This window comes from Iodobacter fluviatilis, from assembly GCF_004194535.1.
GTDB lineage: Bacteria > Pseudomonadota > Gammaproteobacteria > Burkholderiales > Chitinibacteraceae > Iodobacter > Iodobacter fluviatilis_A.
The window spans coordinates 1,548,328-1,566,385 of record NZ_CP025781.1 but is presented as its reverse complement, the minus strand read 5'-3'; the positions used below and the strand labels follow the sequence as shown (position 1 = coordinate 1,566,385).

General features: G+C 48.5%; 16 protein-coding genes. 12 read left to right on the top strand and 4 right to left on the bottom strand.

The features are described from left to right. Nucleotides 1-115: 115 nt before the first annotated feature. The gene (locus tag C1H71_RS07030; RefSeq protein WP_130105910.1) at nt 116-646 is read left to right on the top strand and encodes a YfaZ family outer membrane protein; all 531 of its coding nucleotides are present in this window, start codon (nt 116-118) and stop codon (nt 644-646) included. An 87-nt stretch (nt 647-733) separates the two neighbouring features. On the opposite strand, the gene C1H71_RS07025 is transcribed toward C1H71_RS07030, so the two are convergent. Continuing rightward, complete coding sequence (locus C1H71_RS07025) at nt 734-1,948, bottom strand: MFS transporter (RefSeq protein ID WP_130105909.1); 1,215 nt, start codon at nt 1,946-1,948, stop codon at nt 734-736. A gap of 124 nt (nt 1,949-2,072) precedes the next feature. Here C1H71_RS07025 and C1H71_RS07020 point away from each other — a divergent pair, with 124 nt between their 5' ends. The 11 genes from C1H71_RS07020 (at nt 2,073) to C1H71_RS06970 (ending at nt 15,357) form a co-directional block, all read left to right on the top strand. Next, nucleotides 2,073-3,245 carry a phosphoglycerate kinase gene (locus tag C1H71_RS07020; protein WP_130105908.1) on the top strand — a complete coding sequence of 391 codons (1,173 nt, stop codon included), beginning with the start codon at nt 2,073-2,075 and terminating at the stop codon, nt 3,243-3,245. A gap of 127 nt (nt 3,246-3,372) precedes the next feature. Continuing rightward, entirely contained in the window at nt 3,373-3,888 is a 516-nt protein-coding gene (locus C1H71_RS07015; RefSeq protein WP_130105907.1) for a cupin domain-containing protein, read from the top strand. 166 nt (nt 3,889-4,054) lie between these two features. Next, nucleotides 4,055-5,098 (top strand): class II fructose-bisphosphate aldolase, encoded by a 1,044-nt coding sequence (gene fba, locus C1H71_RS07010; protein WP_130105906.1) that lies wholly within the window; start codon nt 4,055-4,057, stop codon nt 5,096-5,098. 743 nt (nt 5,099-5,841) lie between these two features. Continuing rightward, complete coding sequence (locus tag C1H71_RS07005) at nt 5,842-7,626, top strand: DUF6531 domain-containing protein (protein ID WP_188053636.1); 1,785 nt, start codon at nt 5,842-5,844, stop codon at nt 7,624-7,626. Nucleotides 7,627-7,644: 18 nt separating this feature from the next. Next, on the top strand, nt 7,645-9,846 hold the full coding sequence (locus C1H71_RS07000) for an RHS repeat domain-containing protein (RefSeq protein WP_130105904.1): 2,202 nt from the start codon (nt 7,645-7,647) through the stop codon (nt 9,844-9,846). Then, the gene (locus C1H71_RS06995) at nt 9,843-10,247 is read left to right on the top strand and encodes a hypothetical protein (protein WP_130105903.1); all 405 of its coding nucleotides are present in this window, start codon (nt 9,843-9,845) and stop codon (nt 10,245-10,247) included. Before C1H71_RS07000 ends, C1H71_RS06995 begins: the two co-directional genes overlap by 4 nt. A gap of 159 nt (nt 10,248-10,406) precedes the next feature. Beyond that, nucleotides 10,407-11,225 carry an RHS repeat-associated core domain-containing protein gene (locus C1H71_RS06990; protein ID WP_130105902.1) on the top strand — a complete coding sequence of 273 codons (819 nt, stop codon included), beginning with the start codon at nt 10,407-10,409 and terminating at the stop codon, nt 11,223-11,225. 439 nt (nt 11,226-11,664) lie between these two features. Next, nucleotides 11,665-13,962, top strand: coding sequence for an RHS repeat domain-containing protein (locus C1H71_RS06985; protein WP_130105901.1), 2,298 nt, complete (start codon nt 11,665-11,667; stop codon nt 13,960-13,962). After that, entirely contained in the window at nt 13,962-14,354 is a 393-nt protein-coding gene (locus C1H71_RS06980; protein ID WP_130105900.1) for an ankyrin repeat domain-containing protein, read from the top strand. Before C1H71_RS06985 ends, C1H71_RS06980 begins: the two co-directional genes overlap by 1 nt. A 165-nt stretch (nt 14,355-14,519) precedes the next feature. Beyond that, nucleotides 14,520-14,852: an ankyrin repeat domain-containing protein gene (locus tag C1H71_RS06975; RefSeq protein WP_130105899.1), complete on the top strand. Its 333-nt coding sequence runs from the start codon at nt 14,520-14,522 to the stop codon at nt 14,850-14,852. A gap of 79 nt (nt 14,853-14,931) precedes the next feature. Continuing rightward, nucleotides 14,932-15,357, top strand: a complete 426-nt coding sequence (locus C1H71_RS06970) for a DUF4279 domain-containing protein (RefSeq protein WP_130105898.1) — start codon at nt 14,932-14,934, stop codon at nt 15,355-15,357. An 866-nt stretch (nt 15,358-16,223) separates the two neighbouring features. On the opposite strand, the gene C1H71_RS06965 is transcribed toward C1H71_RS06970, so the two are convergent. The 3 genes from C1H71_RS06965 to C1H71_RS06955 form a co-directional block, all read right to left on the bottom strand. Next, a complete protein-coding gene (locus tag C1H71_RS06965; RefSeq protein WP_130105897.1) occupies nt 16,224-16,874 on the bottom strand; it encodes a hypothetical protein in 651 nt (216 codons plus the stop codon). A 72-nt stretch (nt 16,875-16,946) separates the two neighbouring features. Next, nucleotides 16,947-17,684, bottom strand: coding sequence for an AbiU2 domain-containing protein (locus C1H71_RS06960; RefSeq protein ID WP_130105896.1), 738 nt, complete (start codon nt 17,682-17,684; stop codon nt 16,947-16,949). A gap of 72 nt (nt 17,685-17,756) precedes the next feature. Beyond that, nucleotides 17,757-18,002, bottom strand: coding sequence for a hypothetical protein (locus C1H71_RS06955; protein ID WP_130105895.1), 246 nt, complete (start codon nt 18,000-18,002; stop codon nt 17,757-17,759). Nucleotides 18,003-18,058: the final 56 nt, after the last annotated feature.

Sequence of the window (18,058 nt, the reverse complement as noted above, 5' to 3'; positions counted from 1 at the left end):
GCGAGTGAATCAAAGTTTGCAGCCCTAAACAAAACAGGTATTAATCGCCTACCCAAAGGATATTTGCCAAGTTTATGATTCAGCATATATTTTCAATAAAGTGGCTGGAGTGGGCATGAATAAAAAACTACTAGGCGCAATTTTTGCGCTGTCTTTACCTATGGCAGCACAAGCGGGTGATTTAACTGCCCGCGTTGGCGATGGCTTTTTTGGTGCTTCATATGAAGGCAGCATCTTATTATTAACAACGAGTGCAGATTGGTTGAGTAACGATGGCAAGGGCAATATCGGTTCGGTAGGGTTAGGTGTTCAAGCGCCACTGGGTATTGCAAAATTTAAAGCAGGCGGTAAGTTGGTGTATATGAATTTAAAGCACCAAGATAACCGTTACGCAGCCGCTTTAGGCGGAGGGGTTGATATTCCTATTGGTGCATTTACCTTGTATGGTCAAGGTTATTTCTCACCATCGGCATTATCTAATGGTGTGGATTACTACAAAGAAGCCCGCGCCGGCGTGCGTTGGGATATGACAAAAATGCTCGCTTTGGATGTGGGCTATCAATACACCTATGTGAATGGCAAAGACAGCAATCCATCGGTCACAATGGCCAATGGCATTTATGCAGGCGCACAGATTAATTTTTAATGTTGGGGTGTATTCAAAAAAACGCAGCGGTTTAGGCTGCGTTTTTTTTGCGAGCTAATTAACCAAGGTGGGTGCAGATTTTTGCATTTAATCTATTTCCCGAATCACCTTCATTTTTAAAGTCATCGCTAGCATCATCGCGGCCAGCAGCAGGCCAAATATCGGCAACACCCATTCAACACCAATATGCATAGAAAACAGCCCCGTCACCAGCGCGTAGGAGAGTGGGGCCAGCCCCATTGATGCCATAGAATTTAGGCTCATAATCCGCCCTAGCTTTTGTCGGTCGGTGTAATGCTGGATCAAGGACATCATCGGCACATTATTGGCGGCAACGCCAAGGCCAATTAAAACTTGCAGCCCCAGCGCAACGGGCAGCCAGGTTGCCAGCGCTAATGCAGCCAGCAGCAGGCCTTCGATGGCAATTACCACGGTAATCATCAGCAAGCGTTTTTGGGTGGGCGGGTAGAGGGTGAGCAGCAGCCCGCCCAGCACCATGCCCGCCGCAAAAGCGCTTTGCATAAAGGAAAGCGTGCTGGCATTGCCTTGTAAGAGATCGGTTACCACCAGTGGCACGCCTAATCCCAATGGGCCCATAAAGAGTAAATTGGCCGCAGCATATACCAGCATCAAGGCCCGCAGCACGGGCGTTTGAATCATATATTGTGCACCTTCTTTTAGCTCGGCCAGCATATTTAAACGGGCTCGACCTAATAGCAGCGGCGGTTCGTGAATCATGGCTATGGCGATCAGCCCCAGCGCTAGCATGATGCCGGTGAGGGCAAATATCACTTCATAGCTAAATAAGGCCAGCATGGTGCCGCCCAGCACTGGGCCAAATACTAGGCCGATCTGATTGGTGGTCAGCATAATAGAGTTGGCGCGGGTTAAATCGTTGTTGGCCACAATATTGGGGACGAGGGCATCGCGGGCAGGCCAGAAAAACGCATCCAGCGCGCCGTAAATCAAGGCAAACACAATCATAATGCCCATACTGATTTTACCCGCAGCCAGCAGGGGGATCATCGCAAACAGCAGCAGTACCCGTAAGCCAACCGAGCCTAAAATAATATGGCTGCGCTTCATTCGGTCGGCTAGTACGCCGCCTACCGCCATTAGTAAAATACGCGGAACAGAACCCGCTATCATCACAAGCCCTAGCTGCTCTTTAGCACCCAGCGTGTTAATCACAAGCCATGTTTCGGCCAGCATGGCCACGGCCAGCGCAAAATTGCTGACAATGCTGGCGAGCCAAAGGAAGAGGAAATTGCGATTAGACAATAGTGCCGGTGCTTGCTTCATAGATCTCAGAATCTGTATGTTAAAATACGTGTGATGATATTAAGCGCAGGCTGGCTTTGAGCGTTATGCTCTGCTTGCGTATTTGTAATGACTCTTACTTATTCACCATTCAAAGGAAACCACCATGGCTTTTCGCAAGATGACCGAGCTTGAATTAACGGGTAAAAAAGTACTGATCCGTGCCGATTTGAATGTGCCGGTAAAAGATGGCGTGATTGGTGATGACACTCGTATTCGCGCTTCTATTCCAACGATTGAAGCCGCTTTGCAAGCCGGTGCTGGCGTGATCGTGATGAGCCATCTAGGCCGCCCTACTGAAGGTGAATTTCAGCCTGCTGACGATCTTGCCCCTGTGGCAAAGCGCCTTGGCGAGTTAATGGGCCGCAATGTGGCTGTGGTGAATGATTTCAACGGTTTTGTAGTGAAAGCGGGCGAGCTGGTACTGCTGCAAAACGTGCGCTGCAACAAGGGCGAAAAGAAAAACACAGACGAGCTGGGCCAAGCCTACGCTGCGCTTTGCGATGTATTTGTAAATGATGCTTTTGGTACGGCTCACCGCGCCGAAGCGTCTACCCATGCCGTGGCTAAATTTGCCCCGATTGCCGCCGCTGGCCTATTGATGGCGGGTGAGTTAGATGCTTTGGGTAAAGCGCTGAAAGCACCAGCCTCACCGCTGGTCGCGATTGTGGCTGGCTCTAAGGTATCAACCAAGCTGACTATTCTTGAAACTTTGTCAGATAAAGTGGATTACTTGATCGTAGGCGGCGGCATTGCCAATACTTTCTTGCTGGCCGAAGGCCATGAAATTGGTAAATCTTTAGCCGAAGCCGATCTGGTTGAAAACGCCAAGCGTGTCATCGCCAAAATACGCGCCCGTGGTGGGGATGTGCCTTTGCCTGCTGATGTTGTGATTGGTAAGCAATTCTCCCCAACCGAGCCCGCCGTAATTAAGGCCATTGGCGATGTGGCCGCGGACGATATGATTTTTGATATTGGCCCAGACACCGCAGCAAGGCTTGCAACGGTATTGAAAACCGCTGGCACCATTGTTTGGAATGGCCCAGTTGGCGTGTTTGAATTTGATCAGTTTGGCAAAGGCACCGAAGTGATTGCTCGCGCCATTGCTGCATCGCCTGCGTTCTCTATTGCCGGTGGTGGCGACACACTGGCGGCAGTGGCTAAGTACGATATTGCTAACGATGTTAGCTATATCTCAACTGGCGGCGGCGCATTCCTTGAATTCCTAGAAGGCAAAGTATTGCCAGCCGTAGAGATTTTGGAACAGCGCGGCGCTTAAGTACCGCCAGCATAATTGCCATACTAGGACGTATTTGTAGACGGCAGTTCAGCTCTCTCAGTAAGATCAACGCCAGCAACGATGCTGGCGTTTTTTTCGCCTGTTTACTTAGACAAGAGGATCAGCCATGACAAACCGCCCCCCTTTTATCAAGCACTGGCAAGAAATCCAAGCGGAAGATAAGGCCTGTTATGTCAATAGCCAAGAGAAACTATCGATAGGCTCGCCCTTTGGCCGCACATTCGGCCTGACTCGCCTTGGCATTCATCACGAGCTATTACCGCCAGGCCGACGTACCTCGTGGCCGCACTCTGAAAAAACCGAAGAAGAATTTGTTTTCGTGATTGAAGGCAGCCCTGATTGCTGGGTGGATGGGGTGCTGCATCGCTTAGCGCCAGGAGATGCGGTCGGTTTCATACCAGGCACAGGCATCGCTCATACCTTTATCAACAACACCGACAGCGATGTGCGCCTGCTGGTGGTGGGCGACACCAATCGCGCCGACAATAAAGTGGATTACCCGCTGGACGCAAAGAAAAATATCGCCATCGGTGATTTTCACTGGTACGACGTGCCTAAGCAGCCGCTGGGTGATCACGATGGTTTACCTGATCAGTTACGCGCATCAAATGGGCCATTTTGAGCGATGCTGAGTGGCTGTTTTATTTGAGTTGAAGCGATATAAATGGGGGCTAAAACAATAGAAGTGGTTTTAGCGTTTTCCCGAATGGCGTTACTCCTGATTGGATAGGGCGGCGTGGAATACTAATATGTGTTGCATCGCAGCAACAATATTCTGGATCTTAGCCATGTCACTCGTATCCCTTCGCCAAGTCCTTGATCACGCCGCCGAACACGGTTATGGCGTACCCGCCTTTAACGTGAATAACCTCGAACAAGTTCAGGCTATTTTGCAAGCCGCCGATGCCACGTCCAGCCCAGTGATCCTGCAGGCCAGTGCCGGTGCGCGTAAATATGCAGGTGAGCAGTTTCTAAAAACACTGATCGAAGGCGCAGTAGCCAGCTACCCGCATCTGCCCATCGTCATGCACCAAGATCACGGCGTCAGCCCTGCAGTCTGTATGACCGCTATCAAAATGGGCTTTACCAGCGTGATGATGGATGGCTCCCTATTGCAAGATGGCAAGACCCCATCCGACTACGCCTACAACGCAGCAGTAACTGCAGAAGTGGTACGCATGGCGCACGCCTGTGGCGTATCGGTAGAGGGCGAGCTGGGCTGCTTGGGCAGCTTAGAAACCGGCATGGGCGAAGAAGAAGACGGCGTGGGTGCAAACCGCGTATTAAGCCACGCCGAAATGCTGACTGATCCGCAAGAAGCGCTGGCCTTTGTGAAAGCCACTGGCGTAGATGCATTGGCGATTGCCATCGGCACCAGCCACGGTGCGTATAAATTCACCAAGCCACCCTGCGGCGAAGTACTGGCGATTGACCGCGTGCGTGCAATTAACGCCGTCATCCCCGATGTGCATCTGGTGATGCACGGCTCATCCAGCGTGCCACAAGAATTACTCGAAGAAATGCGCAAATACGGTGGTGAGTTGAAACCTACATGGGGAGTTCCCGTAGAAGAAATCCGCCGCGCCATCCAGTACGGCGTGCGTAAAATCAATATCGACACCGATTTGCGCCTAGCCATGACCGCCGCCATCCGCCGCCATCTGGCGATGAACCCCGCAGACTTCGACCCCCGCGCCTATTTAAAACCCGCCATCGTCGCCATGCGCGAAATATGCGAAGCCCGCTACGACGCTTTTGGCGCAGCGGGGATGGCAGAGAAAATGAAGCCGGTATCGCTAGAGAAAATGGCGTTGAGATATAACAAGGCTTAAATATTAAGCATTAATTAAAAAAGGGTGATTACGAGAAATCGTATTCACCCTTTTTTAATTAAATTTGCATATTAATAATATGTCAATAAGTGCAAATGACTATGCCAGTCATCAGTAAATTTAGTTCAATAAAAACATATCGATTAGAATGCCTGTCCAAAATTTAGTCTTAAAAATCATCAGTGTTTTTATCATCGGCATCTTTTTTGATGGATGCTGTTTTGGTATGAGTGCCGGTTTTACAGTGTAAAAAAGAAATTTTTAATTAGGGTTGTACAGATATGTATATAGGGAAGATGGCTAAAATAATATTTGTTTTTATATTGATGGTCAGTGGCTCAGTGTTTGCTGCTGGTTTGCAATGCTACACAACTCTTGCCTACAGTGTACCAAAAGCATCTCCATGTTTTTTAGATCGAAACAGCGCTGCATCTTGGGGGTGGAATAACTCTGTATCAGCTGACGGCTCTCATCAAGCTATTGATGGCAACGAAGACCAATCTGAATATTCATTTGCTGGTTTGCTACAAAATGGGACAGGGCCGTCAGGTTATTGGTGGGCCTACAACTTTAGCTCCCCACGGTGGGGTAATTCTGGTCCGTGGCCATACCTTCCACTATTCCAATGTAATGATCAGCAGTTTCCAGGGTTTGTAAGTAACTCTTGTCGGCCAAAATGTGACGTTGGCCTTTATCTTGGCCCTAATAATAATTGTCAACCGCTAGTTGCTTGCCCTAATGGTTTGTGTGAGCAGCCAGAACTGGGTGTACCTAATACGTGTACAGGGAATCCAATCAATACCGCGACGGGTAATAAACTCCAAACTGAACCAGATTTCATTTGGGGAAATGGGCTTAAATTCACTCGTTACTACAACGGCAGCAGTGTTGCTGAGCAAGGCCTAGGTATTGGCTGGAAGCATAATTTAATGCGCCGCATTGTGCCTGTTGCTCCCATTTTGGATGGCGTGTCTTCGTTTCATTTGGCCATTGCGCCTAAAGATGCTGACCCAGATTGGCTGGCTTACTATGGGCTGATTAATACTTCCTCTGTAAGTAGTGTTGCTCAATATTTGCTTGAGCGTGAAGATGGAAAACGCTTTGCTTTCAGTAGCAACGGTCAAGCCCAATCTAGCACTGCAGAAAATCCCTATCAGCTCATTATTTCCCCTGATGGGTTTACAGTAAAAGAGGGCACTAACACGGAAAGCTATGATAAGCAGGGGAAGTTGATTCAAATAGCCATGTTGAATGGTCAAAGCATGGCGTTTAGTTACGATGAGTCTGGTCGTCTAAGCAAAATAGTGGACAAATTAGGCCGTCAGCTTGTTTTCAATTATGAGAGCTCAATTTACCTGAGTAGTGTGCAGGCAGATGAAGTCACCGTTGCTTCTTATGCTTACGATGCGGGGCGTTTGAGTAAGGTGACTTATGCCGACAATACCAGCCGCCAATATCTCTACGAAGACACCCGTAATCCAACTTTACTCACTGGGCTTATTGACGAAAGTGGTCAGCGCTTTGCTTCGTGGGCTTACAACGAGCAAGGTCAGGCGATTTCGTCCGAGCATGCTGGTGGCGTGGATAAATTTACGCTTAATTTTGGCGGTGACCCTGCCAGCGGTACGCGCTGGACAGAAGAAACAGATCCATTGGGGTCGGTAAGGCGCTATCAATTTAAATTGGTCGCGGGAACATGGCGTTTGCAGGGTAAGGATCAGCCAGGTGGCGCAGGCTGCAGTGCAGCAAGCAATAATCTGCTCTACGACGCTAACGGCAATGTGACCAGCCGTACAGACTTTAACGGCAACAAAACCACCTACGTTTACGATTTGGCCCGTCTGTTAGAAACCAGCCGCACCGAAGCCGCTGGCACGCCGCTTGCCCGAACCATCAGCACCGAATGGCATGCTACTTGGCGCTTGCCGCTTAAAGTGACCGAGCCTGGCCGTGCAACTACTTTTCAATACGATGACAAAGCCAATCTGCTGAATAAAGCCATCACAGCCGACGGGCAAACCCGCCGTTGGAGCTGGACTTATGCCGATTTGGGGCAAGTAAAAACCAGCACAGATCCAGATGGTAAAACCAGCAGCTATCAATACGATGCTCAGAGTAATTTAACGGCGCTGACTAATGCTGCTCAGCAGATGACTCAGTTCACCCGCTATGACGCCAATGGCAATCCATTAGAAATCCTTTCGCCAGATGGGATTAAATCGATCCTCACTTACGATGCTCGCAATCGCTTAATCAGCAGGCAAGTCGGCGCGGCACTAAGCCGTTTTGACTATTGGCCAACGGGCTTATTAAAACAGGCCACGCTACCTAGTGGTTTAGTGATTAATTATCTCTATGACGCAGCGCATCGCCTAAGCGAAATCACCGATAACCAAGGCCATCGTGAGGTTTACACCCTGAATAAGGCAGGTTTACAGGAGCAAGTGGATCGTTACGATCCTGACAGCACGCTCGCTAATGGCCTATTGCAAGTGCAACAAGCCCAGTCAGTCAAACCTGCCAAATAACCTTTCAGAGAGTTACCTATGTTTATATCTACAGCTCTGCCTGGCAAAGTGTTGCTGGGCAGTATTCTTCTTTTGAGCCAGGTTGCTTTTGCAGCGCCCATTGCCCCTTCTGCGGCGGCATCATCTGTCAGTGCCTTACCAACTCACGCCACGGTGGTCAGCCGCTTTAAGCGTTACGATGCTTTAGGCCGCCTGGAAAAAGAATGGGATGCAAAAGGCCAAGTTTATAGCTACAGCTATGATGCCAATGGCAATCGCCAAACCAGTACTGATCCGCTAGGCCGGGTTACCCGCTATGAATATGATGCTTTAAACCGCCTGAGCAAAAGCACCGATGCAGCGGGCAAAGCCACACTGATGGCTTATGACGCCCGCGATAATTTGGTACAAGTGACCGATCCAGAAGGCTTTAAAACCAGCTACAGCTACAACGGCTTTGATGACCTAATTAAATTAGTCAGCCCGGATACAGGCACCAGCAGCTATACCCGCACGGCCAGCGGGCAGATTCAAACCTATACCGACGCCAGAAAAAAGACCGCCGCCTACACCTACGACGATCTAGGCCGTGTGCGCAGTATTAACTTTGGCGATGGCATCAACACCTTTACTTACGACACCAGCCTCGTCGGTCAAATTGCCAGCATTAGTAATCCAAGTAGCAGCATCAGCTATCGCTACGATGCACAGGGCCATCTGGCTGAGGCTCAGCAGCAAATTGGCAAGGCGCTTGCAACCGTCGGCTACACCGCCACCAGCAACGGCCAGCTAGCAAGCATCCGCTACCCAAGTGGCACGATGATCAGCTATCTGCGTGATGCCGCAGGGCAAGTCAGCAGCGTGCAAATCAATGGTAAACCTTTGCTGGATCAGCTGGTTTGGTCCGGCCATATCGGTGCACAAAGCTGGCGCTGGAGTAATGGTCAGATTTGGGCAAGGGTTGCGGCTAATACGGGCCTGCTTGCTGGGCAAAGCCTTGCGGATGGCAACCGCGTTTATACCTTTGATGCAGCCAGCAATTTACGCCGCATCGAAGACATTAACGCCCCGCAGCGCAGCCAGGAATATAGCTACGATCTGCTCGACCGGCTAAATCTGGCCGTCAGTAATAACAGCTCGTTTAATTATTTTTATGATTTTAACGGCAACCGTACCGACCAAACTGTTGGGGCGGAGACTACAAATTATAAGCACGCTGACAATAGCAATCGTCTGCTTTCATCCAGCGGGGCGAACAAAGCCACTTACACTTACGATGCGGCAGGGAATCGCGCTAACGATAATGGCTGGACGCTGACGTATAACAACGCTGGCCGCTTAATAAAATCCACTAAAGCTAAGGTGGTCGTCAGCTATAGCTACAACGCGCTCGGGCAAAGGGTACAAAAAACCTCAGCAACCGGCACTAGCCTGTTTGTCTATGATACTCAGGGGCATTTGCTGGGTGAATATCAAGCCGATGGCAAGCCAGTGCAGGAAACAATTTGGCTGGGTGATACGCCGGTAGCCGTGCTTAGCACTGCGGGCGCAAGCGCTAACATCAGCTATATCTGGGCCGATCACCTGGGCACACCTCGCCAGATTAGCGATCCAGCCAGCAAAAAAATCCTCTGGCGCTGGGATGGCGAGCCATTTGGCAATAGCCTCGCTGATGAAGACCCAAGTAAAACCGGTAAAAAGTTCAGCTACAACCTGCGCTTCCCCGGCCAGTATTTTGATAAAGAAACCGGCAAGCATTACAACTACTTCCGAGATTACGACCCGGCAACAGGCAGGTATATTGAATCTGATCCGATTGGGTTGGCGGGTGGGATTAATACTTATGGGTATGTATCAGGGAATCCAATCAATCTGATTGATCCTTTTGGATTGGCTGAGATGTGCTATCGCCCAATTCAAGGTTATGTAATTCCTGGTCAGCATTGTTTTATCCGTTATCAGGGTAACGATAACGATACATCAAGCTTTTCTCCCGAAGGGGTTGGCCCTGACCCAGCTCCAAAAGGTGCTACTTGCCAGGAAGCTAAGGGGCGAGATAATGATGATTGCATTAAGCGTGAAATGAAGAAATGTACCGACTATAGCTTCCTGAAAAATAATTGTTGTCATTGCGCTGAACGAGCACTGGATGCTTGTGGCCAGAAGATTCCTGCTAAGTTGTGGCCGAATTTCCCCATTAATCCTGGGCCTCAGTCGGGTGAACCGAGGTACAACAAATGATTCATCAGACAATGTTAAAAGCAATTATTGTGGGGGTTAGCGTTTTAGTGCTAGCACAAGTACTGTATATCGGTGTTTTATTGCGGATTGAGCATCATGACGTTTTGCGTATTTTGCTTCTATTCTTTCCATGCATTTCTGCCTTTTTATCTGCATGTATTGCTCCAAGAAGAAAGTTGTTGATTGGTATGTCTATGGCTATTTGGGGGAGTTTAATTGCCATATTCTCGGCGATGATATATGAGCGGATGGGGTTGCCTGTTGATAGTATTGGTGGCCCATTGGCAACGTTGGTTGTAGTTTTTACCTATGATGCAATCTTGAGTATTCTCGGAGGAGCTGCAGGTTACTGTTGTTCAAGACACCAAATAATAGAGACGAGGCAATCGACTTTTCATTGAGAGGGGAAGTCATGCGAAGTCAGAAGTCACGAAGTCACGGGGTCAGGTCTTACATTTTGCACATGATGAAATTTATAGTGGTTTGCAAAGCTGATTGAATTGATTACTCATGTCAAATGTAAGACCTGACCCCTTAGGTGTTTTGATACTCAGGGGCATTTGCTGGGTGAATATCAAGCCGATGGCAAGCCGGTGCAGGAAACAATTTGGCTGGGCGATACGCCGGTAGCCGTGCTTAGCACTGCGGGCGCAAGCGCTAACATCAGCTATATCTGGGCCGATCACCTGGGCACACCTCGCCAGATTACTGATCCAGCCAGCAAGCAAATCCTCTGGCGCTGGGATGGCGAGCCATTTGGCAACAGCTTAGCTGACGAAGACCCAAGTAAAACGGGTAAAAAGTTCAGCTACAACCTGCGCTTTCCCGGCCAGTATTTTGACAAAGAAACCGGCAAGCACTACAACTACTTCCGGGATTACGACCCGGCAACAGGGCGGTATATTGAATCTGATCCGATTGGTTTAGCGGGCGGGATTAATACTTATGGGTATGTGGGCGGGAATCCAATAGTACGGATTGATCCGATGGGTCTTGCCACCCTGACTTTAACAGGAGGGGGTAGCCTTGTTGTTGTCGGTGGAGGGGAAGGCAGTATAGGGGTTTATACAAGTAACAATCCGGTTGACTTTGGTATCGTTATTTCAGGAGGAGCTGGAGGCGGTGGGAATGTCGGGTTGAGCGGCCAAGTAGGATATATACCCGGCCCGCTATCTAATGTTAGTGGAACAACCCAAAATACAAACATGTCATGGGTAATCGGAAGCGGCACACTAATGCGTGATCCAATAACCGGGAAAGTTGTTGGGGGAACTATTGGCTTAGCAGGACGCCTTGGACTCTCAGAAACAGTTTCTAAAACGGGAACTTATGGTCTTCGTGGTTTATTTGATCACATATTTAGCAAATTCCTGCCATAAAGAGTTTTTATGAAAATGTCTCCGAGAGCTAAGTTTTATTTAGGAACGTCAGTCTTTATCTTGTTTGGGCTGGTGTTAATTAGCCGTGTTGTCGATACACAAGAATATTGGTGGGGTATTGCATTCTTTTTGTGGATTGCAATTGGGTCTTTAGTATTGGCGCAAATACGATGTCCTCATTGTGGGACATCGGTTGCATACCAAGGCAAGCTTGGGCAGCTATCAATTTATGCTGGCTTAGTAAGGACAAACTGTCAGAACTGTGGCTATGATCTAACCAAGAAATAGGTTGTACTACTGACGCACTACGCGTGTCGGCCCACTGAATCCCCCGTGTGTGAAATATGTGAAATAACTGGGGTCAGAGCAAAATAACTGGGGTCAGAGCAAACTTAAATCTAGCTTTGCTTCAGATTTTGAATTTAAAAAGTCACACAAAATGTCCAGATTACCCTTGGCATGCCTAGTGGGTTTGTTGTGGGCTCAGCTTTCCCATTCCATCAAAAATACGGGAGTGGGTAAACTGAGCCCGTTTTTTCTCGTCAGTATTCTTCTTTTGAGCCAGGCTGCTTTTGCAGCGCCCATTGCACCCCCTGCGGCTGCATCATCCGTCAGTACCTTACCAACTCACTCAACTGTGGTAAGCCGCTTTAAGCGTTACGATGCTTTAGGCCGCCTGGAAAAAGAATGGGATGCAAAAGGCCAAGTTTATAGCTACAGCTATGATGCCAATGGCAATCGCCAAACCAGCACTGATCCGCTAGGCCGGGTTACCCGCTATGAATATGATGCTTTAAACCGCCTGAGCAAAAGCACCGATGCAGCGGGTAAAGCCACACTGATGAGCTACGACGCTCGCGATAATCTGGTGCAAGTGACCGATCCAGAAGGCTTTAAAACCAGCTACAGCTACAACGGCTTTGATGATCTGATTAAATTAGTCAGCCCAGATACAGGCACCAGCAGCTATACCCGCACGGCCAGCGGGCAGATTCAAACCTATACCGACGCCAGAAAAAAGACCGCCACCTACACCTACGACGATCTAGGCCGTGTGCGCAGCATTAACTTTGGCGATGGCCTCAACACCTTTACTTACGACACCAGCCTCGTCGGCCAAATTGCCAGCATTAGTAATCCAAGTAGCAGCACCAGCTACCGCTACGATGCACAGGGCCATCTGGCTGAGGCTCAGCAGCAAATTGGCAAGGCGCTTGCAACCGTCGGCTACACCGCCAATAGCAACGGCCAGCTAGCAAGCATCCGCTACCCAAGTGGCACGATGATCAGCTATCTGCGTGATGCCGCAGGGCAAGTCAGCAGCGTGCAAATCAATGGTAAACCTTTGTTGGATCAGCTGGTTTGGTCCAGCCATATTGGTGCACAAAGCTGGCGCTGGAGTAATGGTCAGATTTGGGCAAGGGTTGCGGCCAACACGGGCCTGCTTGCCGGGCAAAGCCTTGCTGATGGCAACCGCGTTTATACCTTTGATGCAGCCAGCAATTTACGCCGCATCGAAGACATTAACGCCCCGCAACGTAGCCAGGAATACGGTTACGATCTGCTCGACCGGCTAAATCTGGCCGTCAGTAATAACAGCTCGTTTAATTATTTTTATGACTTTAACGGCAACCGTACTGACCAAACCGTTGGAGCAGGGATTACAAATTATAAGCACGCTGACAATAGCAACCGTCTGCTTTCATCCAGCGGGGCGAATAAAGCCACTTATACTTACGATGCGGCGGGTAATCGCGCTAACGATAATGGCTGGGTGCTGACGTATAACAACGCTGGCCGCTTAGTTAAATCCAGCAAGGGCAAGTTGGTCGTCAGCTATGGCTACAACGCACTTGGGCAAAGGGTACAAAAAACCTCAGCAACCGGCACTAGCCTGTTTGTCTATGATACTCAGGGGCATTTGCTGGGTGAATATCAGGCCGATGGCAAGCCGGTGCAAGAAACAATTTGGCTGGGCGATACGCCGGTAGCCGTGCTTAGCACTGCGGGTGCAAGCACTAACATCAGCTATATCTGGGCCGACCACCTTGGTACGCCCCGCCAGATTACTGACCCAGCCAGCAAACAAATCCTCTGGCGCTGGGATGGCGAGCCATTCGGCAACAGCCTAGCTGACGAAGACCCAAGTAAAACGGGTAAAAAGTTCAGCTACAACCTACGCTTCCCCGGCCAGTATTTTGACAAAGAAACCGGCAAGCACTACAACTACTTCCGAGATTACGATCCGGCTACCGGCAGGTATATTGAATCTGATCCGATTGGGTTGGCGGGCGGGATTAATACTTATGGGTATGTGGGTGGGAATCCTAATCAGTATGCAGATCCAACCGGTTTATTTGTCCCTGCTTTAGCTGTTCCTGTTGTGTGTGGTGGTGGTGGGTGTGCTGCCGCGGCCACAGCGGTAGTGACTGTCGCACGCGCTGTGCTGAGTTGGGCAGCTCTTCCTTCTGCTGACGAAGTACAAAAGGATATTGATCATCAGAACTACCATAAAACCTGTGATCAACCTCCACCTCCGGGCATGACTCCCTGTGAAGAAGCGCGATGGAGGTATCGACAAGCAAAGAGTTGTTCAGATAAAAGGCAGGCTTGGGAGGAGCGATGGGGGAATGCTCAAAGTAAAGGACCTCATGATTCTGCATTGGAAAACGTGAAAAATAGAATGAAAAATGCTGCTGCTGATATTGCTAAATATTGCAACTCTTGTGAGAAATAATGAAAACAATCGAAGATGTGTTCCGCCAATGTGAAAAGACTGGTGCTTGGTATGGCCTTCAAATTACAGACGTGAATCAACAAAATAACTTGGGAGACACTGTTTTGCATACTGCTTGTAGTTGGGGGGATCTAAATGCTGTAAAGCTCCTCGTCGCTGCTGGTGCAAACGTTAATTCGAAAGGCGACCAAGGTGCTATTCCGCTTTTCAATGCTGTTATTGGGAAAAGTCCAGACGTTATTTCATTTCTGATTAGCTCTGGTGCTGATCCAACAATAGAAAATGGCTACAAACGTCAAGTTTTAGATTATGCAAGGAACGTGTCCGCTTCATCAGTTATTTTGCTATTGCTTGAACAAGGAAAAAAAAGGAGGGGCAAAAAAGGGGCGTAATTGCTATGCACAGGGCGGGTAGGTTTTATTAATTCGCGCTGACGACCATCAAATAGGCTGCCAAAATGATGGCGAGTTAGGCCTATGGCTAACCGCCATACTCCTGTTGGGGTTTGGTCGCTTGTGTCTACTTGCAAGGCCCAACACGCAAGGGTGCACATGTCCATGAAACTAAGTGATGAAGCAATCGTGAAATTGCAAAAAAAATATGATTACTTGATTAACTATGACTCAAGCGACCCGACTGATGCTATTGATCCACTCACTTACGTCGATTCCAATGGCGATAATCTTATGCACATAGCTGCTCAGCTTGGGGATATGAATACAATCACCTTATTGGTTGATGCTGGGATGAACATAAATCAAAAAGGTGATATGGACTCTACAGCTCTGCACTATGCGCACGATGGTAAGCACTCACATGTAGTTGAGTTCCTGTTGGCTCATGGTGCTTCTACCGAAATTGAAAACGGGTTTGGGAAGTTATCAGGTTAGAGATGATCTAACCTGATGGTCACAATGCAAGGGAACATAAAGGGGTCTAGCCCGTTTAATTATTAATTATGGGTTCGTCATGACTCAACAAAAAAATGTAGCAGGGCATGTGTATACGGTAGAGCTACGCTTCTCTGGCGATCAGTTGGAGCCATCTGAAGTTTCATCTCGATTGAATTTGCAGCCAAGCCGCGAATTTAGCTCATCGCAAAATCAGCTGGTTATGAGGACGAGACGACCATATTGGGCATACAACGGACAAGGGGAAATTGGATTTCAGCCTGAGTGGGCCTGCCTAGAGGATGGCTTGGAATTCCTTCTCAAAGGGCTGAGACCCAGAAAAGCAGAGGTCATTGCTCTTGCACTTCAATTCGATGGTCTTTGGTGGTGCGGTCACTTCCAAGCTAGCTTTGATGGTGGCCCCACGTTGTCACCGAAATTGTTGACTGAACTGGGTAGTTACGAAATCTCACTCAGTATTGACAACTATTTCAATGATGAGTGATCTCCTTTGTCTGGGGCATTGGCGCCAGTTTTGTAAGGTGGGGTGGTTTTATCAACCCGCGCTGAGGTTCATCAAATAGGCAGTCAGTATTAATCACTGCTCAGGCAGCAAAAATAGTGGCGGGTTAGGCCTAAGGCTAACTGAGGACGTTGTCAGTACTAGTGAGAAGATCTGCGAGGGGCGGTTATGATGATAAGGCGGGCTATCTTCTTGATCCTGTGGCTGGTGGTCGTGCTCTTGATATTCGTGTGGACTATGGTCAGCTATAACTCACAGGTTGTCCCTGAGCTTAAGAACGAGATACTACTTCGGCATGGACTCTTAATGCTTGTACTGACACTGCCAAGTGGGTGGGTTGCGACTGCTTTGGTCGGCTCTATTGTGAGTCTTATCGGACTTGATTTGGTTGGCATCGCTGATGCGCTACTTGTATCATTAACTTGCGCCGTTGTGGGCTATCTTCAATGGTTCATGTTGCTGCCGTGGCTATGGCGCAAGTGGAAGGGAAGGCGGGCGAGCAGCGCTACTCCTCCTGTCTAAGCGTCAATTCTGCGTCCTGAATGAGCGATATGGTTTGTATTCATTACCGACAGTAGCAGGTTGGAAATCAGCGCATGCTTGATGTGAAGAGCATCGGAAAGCCGTGTGCGGGAAAATCGCATGCACGGTTTGATGAGGGAGGGCTGCTGTAAGGCAGCTCTCTACTCTACCAAAATTAAATACTACTATGCTTAAATAGAAAGCGGATTTAACTTTACTCTGACCCCAGTTATTACAGTTATTATAGAGGGTGCATGTTTGGCATTGAGGGTACTTAAAAACTGTCCAGCGCACGAAGTGCGCGATGCTTCAGCGACTTGTTACAACTAGTTACTTCTTGGGACATTGTTTATTACAACATCAAGAAATAGAACGCCAAATTCAGTTAATTGATACATATTCTTAGTTCCTTCTGGTTTAATTAACGCAGCAGAACATATATATACTAAGCCCGCACCAACTAAGACGTCACCAATGTAGTTTTCCATATAACAAGATACAGCTAAATTTTTTAGATACTGTAAGTCTGAAACCAAACATTTTTCTATGGCATTTGATAGCCGCCTGAAAGTGGTAAAATCAAACTGCGCTTGAATATAACCAGAAAATGCATTGGCGAACAATTCACATTTTTCTAAATCATCAAGTTTATCAAGGATGAGAAGAACAGCATCAGATGTTTTTTCTTTCAACTCTAAATTTTCATTTATTTCAGATACAAATTTTTCTCTTTGTTCTTGATTGACTTCTGAAAGCTTTGTTAGAAATTTCTGAATTTTCTTAGCAAAAAAATAACCTTGAAGTGAGATAGCACAACTAAATAGCTTTTGAACTGTGCCGGCAAAAGGAATATCTTTAATAATTCCTTCGCTCAAATTTGAGTCCAATACAAACTCTGCCGCATCAAAAAGCAGGTCTTTGCCGCCATGACCTTTAATTGTTTCAAATATTGAATCCCCTAGTTCCTTTTCCATCATTGATTGATACTCATGTTGTAACGTAAAGTTGAGGGGCGCCGCGCTTTTGCGGCGTCCTGCTCGAACGGCAGGTTAGGCGTCTTTCGCATGCGCTGCGAGAAAGGCTTTTGTCTCATGCACCAGACGCTCCTGTAGCTTTCCGTGCTTGGCGTTGGGCGATGGCTGCTCGAGTATTCGCTTCACGGAGAAGCGCGCCGGCGCGAGCGTAGGCTTTCGCCCGTTGAAATACAACTGCCAAAGGACTTCATGGAGGCGGCCGAGGAAGACCAGCAACTGCTGCATTTCTCTGATGTTCGTCTTTGCGAACAACTCGCCGACTTCAACGCAGGTGGCAACGCCACGGTGAGCAAACACCTTGTGCCGGAGTGGACGGTAGTTCGTTTCGTAGATCTTACGTCGATCCGCGACGTGGCGCTTCAGCCTTCTGAAGTCGTTACCGTTTGGCTCGTACGCGATCTGTAGGTACTCAGGTAGCCACTCGTCCGCGTCCGCACTGCTCTTGCGCGCTGCAAGTGAATCCTTGGAGAAGATGTCCAGATTCGCGTGTGCGACAGACAGTAGCCGGGTAATACTATGATTCTTTGGATCAGGGTCGAACACTCGGCCAAGCGCCACCAGCGTTGATGTTTGAAGCGCGCCGAGGTTTGTATTCCAGAACAGCGGTGCTTGGTTCAGCAAACGAAAGACTTCCTTGTCTTTTGCCGCAACAGCACGGACTGTGTCCCATGCGTAGAAGTATTGGATTGCGCTCTCCGCCTCGGTTCGGAATAGTTCGAGCTGGGTTTCGAAGTCTGCGGCGGGCGAGGGCATGTGTTTTGAGACGCTTAACGTTTGAATGATGGGTTAGGGGAATGTATATGGCTAGTATAGAGGCAGATAGAGTTAGTTACCGCGCTTGGTTACTAGGGAGATAAATTTCTCTCGAGCAGCTTGATAAGCGTCTAGTTCTTCGTCTGAGAAATTCTCTGCAAGAGCAAGTTCGTCAAAATTTTTCTCGGCTTTCTCCATTGAGTGAAGAGCTGCGGTCTGATTTGGCAAGTGGTCTAGAACAGCAACAAGAGCAGCCTCTAAGACGGCAATGTAAGCAGAAAGACGAATGAGTCGTGTTTCAATTTCTGACTGTTCCATGATTTCCCTAACGTTTGAATTAAGGGGCGCGATTTAGCGCGTCCCGCTTGAATGAT

Excerpts from the sequence above, each read along its gene's own strand:
- C1H71_RS07020 (WP_130105908.1), top strand. The coding sequence starts at position 2,073 with ATGGCTTTTCGCAAGATGACCGAGCTTGAATTAACGGGTAAAAAAGTA.
- C1H71_RS06960 (WP_130105896.1), bottom strand. The coding sequence starts at position 17,684 with ATGCCCTCGCCCGCCGCAGACTTCGAAACCCAGCTCGAACTATTCCGA.
- C1H71_RS06980 (WP_130105900.1), top strand. The coding sequence starts at position 13,962 with ATGAAAACAATCGAAGATGTGTTCCGCCAATGTGAAAAGACTGGTGCT.
- C1H71_RS07000 (WP_130105904.1), top strand. The coding sequence starts at position 7,645 with ATGTTTATATCTACAGCTCTGCCTGGCAAAGTGTTGCTGGGCAGTATT.
- C1H71_RS06985 (WP_130105901.1), top strand. The coding sequence starts at position 11,665 with ATGTCCAGATTACCCTTGGCATGCCTAGTGGGTTTGTTGTGGGCTCAG.
- C1H71_RS06970 (WP_130105898.1), top strand. The coding sequence starts at position 14,932 with ATGACTCAACAAAAAAATGTAGCAGGGCATGTGTATACGGTAGAGCTA.
- C1H71_RS07025 (WP_130105909.1), bottom strand. The coding sequence starts at position 1,948 with ATGAAGCAAGCACCGGCACTATTGTCTAATCGCAATTTCCTCTTCCTT.
- C1H71_RS06975 (WP_130105899.1), top strand. The coding sequence starts at position 14,520 with ATGAAACTAAGTGATGAAGCAATCGTGAAATTGCAAAAAAAATATGAT.
- C1H71_RS06955 (WP_130105895.1), bottom strand. The coding sequence starts at position 18,002 with ATGGAACAGTCAGAAATTGAAACACGACTCATTCGTCTTTCTGCTTAC.
- C1H71_RS07030 (WP_130105910.1), top strand. The coding sequence starts at position 116 with ATGAATAAAAAACTACTAGGCGCAATTTTTGCGCTGTCTTTACCTATG.
- C1H71_RS06965 (WP_130105897.1), bottom strand. The coding sequence starts at position 16,874 with ATGATGGAAAAGGAACTAGGGGATTCAATATTTGAAACAATTAAAGGT.
- fba (WP_130105906.1), top strand. The coding sequence starts at position 4,055 with ATGTCACTCGTATCCCTTCGCCAAGTCCTTGATCACGCCGCCGAACAC.
- C1H71_RS07015 (WP_130105907.1), top strand. The coding sequence starts at position 3,373 with ATGACAAACCGCCCCCCTTTTATCAAGCACTGGCAAGAAATCCAAGCG.
- C1H71_RS06995 (WP_130105903.1), top strand. The coding sequence starts at position 9,843 with ATGATTCATCAGACAATGTTAAAAGCAATTATTGTGGGGGTTAGCGTT.